Annotated in this window: 5 protein-coding genes and 1 pseudogene; all 6 read right to left on the bottom strand. The window is 49.5% G+C overall.

The annotated features are described in order from the left end of the window. A partial coding sequence (locus K941_RS0106805; RefSeq protein WP_029103025.1) for a hypothetical protein occupies positions 1–208 on the bottom strand: 208 nt, incomplete at its 3' end. Positions 209–423: 215 nt separating this feature from the next. After that, a pseudogene (locus tag K941_RS15015) lies at positions 424–1,906 on the bottom strand (YifB family Mg chelatase-like AAA ATPase). 3 nt (positions 1,907–1,909) lie between these two features. Continuing rightward, positions 1,910–2,266, bottom strand: coding sequence for a 5-carboxymethyl-2-hydroxymuconate Delta-isomerase (locus K941_RS0106795; protein ID WP_029103024.1), 357 nt, complete (start codon positions 2,264–2,266; stop codon positions 1,910–1,912). A 16-nt stretch (positions 2,267–2,282) separates the two neighbouring features. Next, positions 2,283–5,129, bottom strand: a complete 2,847-nt coding sequence (rapA, locus tag K941_RS0106790) for an RNA polymerase-associated protein RapA (RefSeq protein WP_029103023.1) — start codon at positions 5,127–5,129, stop codon at positions 2,283–2,285. Between the two features lie 265 nt (positions 5,130–5,394). After that, the gene (locus K941_RS0106785; protein WP_115341039.1) at positions 5,395–5,982 is read right to left on the bottom strand and encodes a Uma2 family endonuclease; all 588 of its coding nucleotides are present in this window, start codon (positions 5,980–5,982) and stop codon (positions 5,395–5,397) included. 81 nt (positions 5,983–6,063) lie between these two features. Then, positions 6,064–6,951, bottom strand: a complete 888-nt coding sequence (locus tag K941_RS0106780) for a LysR family transcriptional regulator (protein WP_029103021.1) — start codon at positions 6,949–6,951, stop codon at positions 6,064–6,066. Positions 6,952–6,991 lie beyond the last annotated feature (40 nt).

Raw genomic sequence — 6,991 nt, 5'->3', positions numbered from 1 at the left:
TGGTGGCCATCTCTTTTGTTTGCAGATTTTCCGCATCACCAAAAGCAAAAGATAGGTCAACTTGTGGGGTTGTGGTGGAAACAGTTGTTTGGGGTAATACAATTGTTTGTGTATCCACACTCGGTGTGGTATAATGAGAAGTCGTCTCTGCAAATGCAGGAGCGATGGCTACGGTAGCACTTAGTGCTAGGATTGAGAGTTTTTTCATATGTTTTCCTTATTAACGTTGTGAAAAAACCATCAGTCTATACTGATAGCCGATGACCACACTAAGGTGATGATGGTGAGAGATTATCATCTCGGTGTTGGTTATCATTTATGATAGTAACAAATACAATTGTACCTGTCAAGTACAATGATTGATTTTATCAATTATTTTTCTTCATTAACTCCATAACTATCAGTTATATCATAACATCACACCTACCGATAACTCACCGCTTCTGCCAAATGAGCCACGCCCACCGTTTCCGCTCCTGCTAGGTCGGCAATAGTACGAGCCACTCTTAATACCCGATGATAGCTACGAGCGGAGAGATTGGGCGGTGGCGAGTAGCTGTTTTTCTGCCGTGCCAAGCGGTATGTAGGTATCAATCTCGCTTGGGGTCAGTTCGCTGTTGGCTTTGCCTTGACGGTCTAGGGCAATTTGGCGAGCCTTTGCCACACGTTCACGCACGGTGGCGGACGACTCACCAGCAGGGGCATTTTGTAGGTCGTCTATCGGCATGGCAGGGACGTGGATATGCAGGTCAATGCGGTCAAGCAGGGGGCCTGAGATTTTGTCCTGATAACGGCGGATTTGCTCAGGCGTACAGCGACAACGGTTAGACGGGTCGCCATGATAGCCACATGGACATGGATTCATCGCCCCGATGAGCTGAAAATTGGCAGGATAATCCACCTGTGAGTTGGCACGGCTTATCGTGATGGTTTTGGATTCTAACGGCTGACGCATGACTTCGAGCGTTTTGCGGTCAAATTCGGGCAATTCATCAAGAAAAAGCACGCCCTGATGAGCAAGGCTAATCTCCCCCGGTTTGGGGCGTGAACCCCCACCCGACAACGCCACCGCACTCATCGTATGATGACAAGAGCGAAATGGTCGCACACCAAACTCATAAGGCACGCCTGCCACCGAATAGATGCTCGCCACTTCTAGGGCTTCATCGTCAGTCAAGGGCGGTAAAATGCTCGGCAGTCGGCTTGCCATTAAGGTTTTGCCTGAACCGGGCGAGCCTTTAAACAGCATAGAATGCCCACCTGTGGCACAAATCTCCAATGCTCTACGGGCGTGGTGTTGCCCTTTGACATCGGACAAATCAAGCGGATAAGTCGCCACTGTTTTGGCGGTCGGTATGGCGGTTGGGGTTAGCCTATCGTCCGACTTACCGCCATTGATAGCATTTAGATGGCGACACACTTGGGCGAGATTCTGCGCCCCCAGCACACAAATGTCCGCCACTTGTACCGCCTCGGACGCATTGGCACTTGGTAGCATTAGCGTCCGCCCACCGCCTTTTAGGGTGCGAGCCACCGACAGCGAGCCTGTTACCCCACGCAAATCGCCATTTAGGGCAAGCTCACCGACAAATTCAAAATGATCCAGCACCGTCTCATCAATCTGCCCACTTGCCGTCAAAATCCCAATGGCAATCGGCAAATCAAGCCTAGCTCCGTCTTTTGGCAAATCGGCAGGGGCAAGGTTAATCGTGATACGGCGATTGGGAAAATCAAAACCACTGTTGATGATGGCGGAGCGGACACGGTCTTTACTTTCACGGACAGACGCTTCGGGCAAGCCGACCATGGTCAGAGCGGGCAAGCCTTGGGAGATATGAACTTCCACCGTAACAGGCGGTGCGGTCAGACCGATGACAGAGCGGGTGTGGATTTGGGCAAAAGACATGGCTTAAACAATCGCCTTTTGATAAACGTTGGATAATTCGGTGAGATTGATCGCATATTGCACGTTTTGGTAAGTCTTACCAATCTCGCTTTGTAAGACGCTCATCACACGCCCGACCAAATCCGCCTTTATCTCATCACTGCGACCTGCCATAATCGCCAAATGTGCCACCACAAAATGCTCGCCATCATCAAATGCCAGTCCGATAAGGCTGTCTGTGGCATGATATACACGACTTTTGATGTCTTTGGACTGGGCAAATTGACCGCTTTCAAATAAGGCGGTATTTAGCTTTAATAACAAATCGGCTTCATCGGCGATTTTTAGGTTTTTGGATAATTCTAGGGTAAGATGGGGCATAAAACTTCCTTTTGGATTAATCAGGTTTGACACAAATCAGCACACGAATGCTGTCAGGCACGAGCGATAGATTTGCCAATGCCGACAGTCCCTGCTCTTTCATCTCAATGAGAGTCTTTATTTCATCATCTCGCACGTTGGGATTGATGGCTTGTAGGCGTTGCAGTCGTCCTATCTCTTTATCCAGATGGTCGGCAAATTGGCTTTGGGCGGACGCACTGATGGCGGACAGCTCATCGGTTGCCTTGGTTTTGGCTAGGGCGGTGATGTTGCCGATGACTTCATGTCTTGCCTTGATGACTTGACGGGCTTTGGCTTTGTCCAGTCTGTCAATGATGGGTAGAAGTTTATCGGGGGTTGCCACTTTGGTTAGGTCATTGCCATTTTCGGCAAGTAGCACACGGATGATTTGCCCTGACAGATAGGCAGATAGGTTTAGATGCTTAGGGGCGATGGCTTCGACTCGAAAGTGGTTTTCGATGAGCATGAGACCCTGTGGCATGGCGGATGACTTTAACAGCACCACGCTGGTGTTGCCAAACGTGCCTGACTTGATGGACTCTAACACGCCCGTCATGAGTGGGTGTTCTAGGGTCATGTATGCCATGTCTTCACGGGTCAGGGCTTGGGTGCGGTCAAAAGTTAGGGTCATACCGTCTTCGTCAAGGGGCAGTCCCGAGATGTCCTGCACTTCGGTGCTGTCAATGGGATGAATGACCCACGAATCATCACGGCTAATGCTATAATCGATGTTGAGTGCGTCCAGATAGCGGTCAAGAAATACTGGCAGTATCTGCGTGTTGTCCAGCTCATGCATGGCTTGCACGATACGTCCTGCCACGCTAGGACGGCATGAGTTATATTCTAGCAGACGGTCTCGCCCTGCTTGTAGCTCTTCTTCGAGCTGTATACGCAGGGCGGTTGCGTCCGCCACCAGTTCGGTAAAGTCATTGGGCGTGCCTTGCCCTTCTAGTAGTGGTTTTAGGTCAGCGATGAAATGCTCTTGCACCGTTTGGGCGGTAGGACTGATGTGGTTAAAGATGTTTAGAGCGTGATCATACCAATGATATAGGCGTTCTTGGGCGGTGCCAACGACAAAGGGGACATGCAGGCGGATTTGGGCGATTTGTCCGATGCGGTCAAGTCGTCCGATACGTTGCTCCAAGGTGTCAGGGTTGGCAGGCAAATCAAACAACACCAAATCTTGGGCAAATTGAAAATTACGCCCCTCCGAGCCAATCTCGCTACACAGCAGTATCTGAGCCCCATGTGTGTCAGCAAAGTAGGCAGATGCTTGGTCACGCTCCAACAGGCTCATCTGCTCGGTAAAGATGGCGGTCTTAATGCCAGCGTGCAGACGTAACACCGCTTCTAGGCTCTCAATGGTCGCCCCAGAGCGAGCGATGAGCAGGACTTTGTTGTGTTTTAAATCGTTTTTTAACAGCTCAATGAGCCACGGCACTCGGGGGTCAGCTTCTAGCCATGAGCCGTCGGGAAAGCCCTCTTCGCCCCACAACTGTTCACGCAGTTTGCCATGGGTATAAGGGGTGTTTTGCCACGCCGTCGGCAGGGGGAGCGGGTAGGCGATGCTGGTACGTCCATAAAAACCCTGCACGCTGTCTCGGGTGTTTCTAAATAGTACACGTCCTGTGCCGTGGCGGTCTAGCAGTTCGTTGATGATGTGCTGGCGGAGTTTGTCATTGGTGTTGATGTCGGCAATCTCACTGACATCAAAGCCGAGCAGTCCTGCCACTGCCGTGATTTGTTTATCGGTCAAATCTTTGCCGTCTATCAGCAAAGTTGCCACCATTGCCACGTCCGCAAAGGCGTCTTGGGAGGCAATAAAATCATCCAAATCATCAAAGCGGTGTGGGTCAAGCAGTCGCAGGCGGGCAAAATGACTCTCCACGCCAAGCTGTTCTGGCGTAGCGGTCAGCAGTAACACCCCTGCGATGTGCTGGGCAAAATCTGCCACCAACTCGTATTTGTCATTACCGCCTTGTTCGCTGTCCCAATGCAGATGATGGGCTTCATCCACCACAAGCAAATCAAAGCCCGATGCATACGCCTGCTCATATAGGTCGTGATGGTCAAGCAACAAATCAATGCTGGCGATGATGAGCTGTTCGGTGCCAAACACGTTTTCATCAGGGTTATGCTCTTTGATGGATGCTGTCCGTACTAGGTCAAAAATGGCAAAATCTAAGTTAAATCGGCGTTTTAACTCTATCATCCACTGATACTGTAAGCTGTCAGGGACAAGGATAAGCACCCGATTGGCTCGCCCTGTGATGAGCTGTTGATGAACGACAAGCCCTGCTTCTATCGTCTTGCCCAGTCCCACTTCATCCGCCAGTAGTACTCGGGGGGCTAGGCGTTTGCCGACTTCGTGGGCGATGTAGAGCTGATGGTTAATGATGTCCACTCTTGCCCCGATGAGTCCACGAAGCGGATGACGGGTGAGCATGGCGTTGAGTTTCAAGGCGTCTTGACGGACTTCATAATGCTCATTATGCTCAATGCGTCCTGCCAGCAGTCGCTCCAAGGGCTTGGCGAGCGTGATGTTTGCCGATAGGCGAGTCTCCATGAGACTTTTGCCACAGGTCAAGTGATAACGCATGACATCAGCTATCTCTTCACAGCTTGCCACCACGAACTCTTGCCCGTCTTGGTCAAAAATGGTGTCGCCACTGCCAAAGACCACCCGTGACAGTTGAGCGGACGCTTTGGCATACACTCGTTTTTCTTCGCTTTGGGGGAATAAGATGTGAACACAGCGGTCGTCCACTTCGATGACCACGCCCAATCCCAAATTACTCTCAGAATCGGACAAATAACGCTGACCAATGGCAAATACGCTCATAAAAATTTAACGCTCGGTAAAGATGTGATGAATTTATGTTTATGGGGGCAATCCCCATTTTATAAATGGCAAATTGATTATTTTAAGTGAAATGGGTGGGATTTTGCAATAAAAATTTGTTGTGGATGGCAGGGGGTAAATAGGGTAAATGATGGTTGTCCTATTTTTAGGCATGGTTTGGCAGGGTTAAGTTTGGCAGGGTTAAAGGTGGCAAGATTAAAATAGAAAGATTTTATTTGACAAGGCAAAATAAAATAAAAACTGCCTAGGATAAATCAAACACCTTATCCACATTAAACGCCAATCCATCAAAAATAACCGAATGGGCGACTTGGTTCTCGCCTTGTACATAAGGACGTTCGCCTACATAACTGCCATCTTTTAACACATAAATCAAAATCGTGCGTGCCTTGCTGTCCACTATCCAATATTCACGCACGCCTGCTTCTTGATATAGGTCAAATTTTACGCTCATCTCTTTTTTTGAGTTGCTTGGCGATAGAATTTCCACAACCAAATCAGGAGCTCCCACAAACCCTTTATCATCCAGTTTTGACAAATCACACACCACGCACAAATCAGGCTGAACCACCGTCTCAATCTCGGGGCTATCGCCTGTTAGCCGTACATCAAAAGGGGCAAAATAAACCCGACACGGCTGTTTGTCAAAATAATCACCAAGCACACGGCTTAGATTCCATGCAATGTCTTGATGAAAGCGAGTAGGGGCAGGACTCATGGCGATGATTTTGCCTTTGATGAGTTCAATTTTTTCTTTTAGTTGCCATGTCAAATAATCGGCATAAGTATAGCGATGATTAAGATTAAGCTCGGACAGGCTAGTGATGGTCATGACAGCTCCTAATGGTCGCCTAGGGGTCGGCAAGATTAGCATAACACGCCCAAAGCGTGACTGCAAGGTTTTACTGTCCGATTACGGCTTTTTAATCCCTTCAAGTAGCCCCAAAAACCCCTTCACATACGCCACATCTCTACTGCTCTCACGCACCCCTGCATACAGCTGACAATATACCCCCGCCCCGAGCGGACGTGTTACCACCCAGCCTTTTTTCTCATATTCGCTCGCCACCCAGTCGGGCAGTGCCGACACGCCCCGCTCACTTGCCACCAGCTGAATGAGCATGGCGGTAAGCTCGGTCGTGCGAATATATTTGGGGGTAACGCCATTTGGCTCTAAAAATTTGGCAATGACATCAAGCCGAGTCTGCTCCACAGGATAGGCGATGAGTGTCTCGTCCGCTAGGTCGGTAGGAGTTATCACGCTATGGCTTGCCAAGCGGTGCGTGGGCGACATCACAAGGCGACTTTCGTAGGTAAACAGTGGCTCATAATGGATACCGTCTATCGGCAAATCGCTTGCCGTGATGAGTAGGTCAATGTCGCCGTCTAGGAGCATTTGGTGTGGTTCGGGTTCAAACCCAGAGGCAAAATCCAAGTCCACATCGCTATACTCGTTACGATAGACATTTAAAATCGGCATCAGCCAATCAAAACAGCTATGACACTCGCTTGCCAGTCTTAGCTGCCCTGCTTGCCCGTGTGCCAAACGCCTTATGTCGGCTTTGGTGCGAGCGACTTGCGGCAGGATATTATCGGCAAGCTGTAAAACCAAGCGACCTGCTGGCGTAAAGGTTACAGGGCGAGTACGGCGATTGACAAGCGTAATATCATAATAGCTTTCTAGTTCTTTTAATTGATGAGAAATGGCGGATGCGGTCAAATTAAGCTCATCGGCAGTCATGGCAAGCGAACCGAGACGGTCAAGGGCGGAGAGCATTTGCAAATGGCGGATTTCTAGCATGGCGGTTTTGGGTTAAAAATTTTTCATTATTTTATCATAA

This window comes from Moraxella caprae DSM 19149, from assembly GCF_000426885.1.
Lineage (GTDB): Bacteria > Pseudomonadota > Gammaproteobacteria > Pseudomonadales > Moraxellaceae > Moraxella > Moraxella caprae.
The sequence above is the reverse complement of the archived record's forward strand: the minus strand, read 5'-3'. Positions and strand labels throughout refer to the sequence as shown.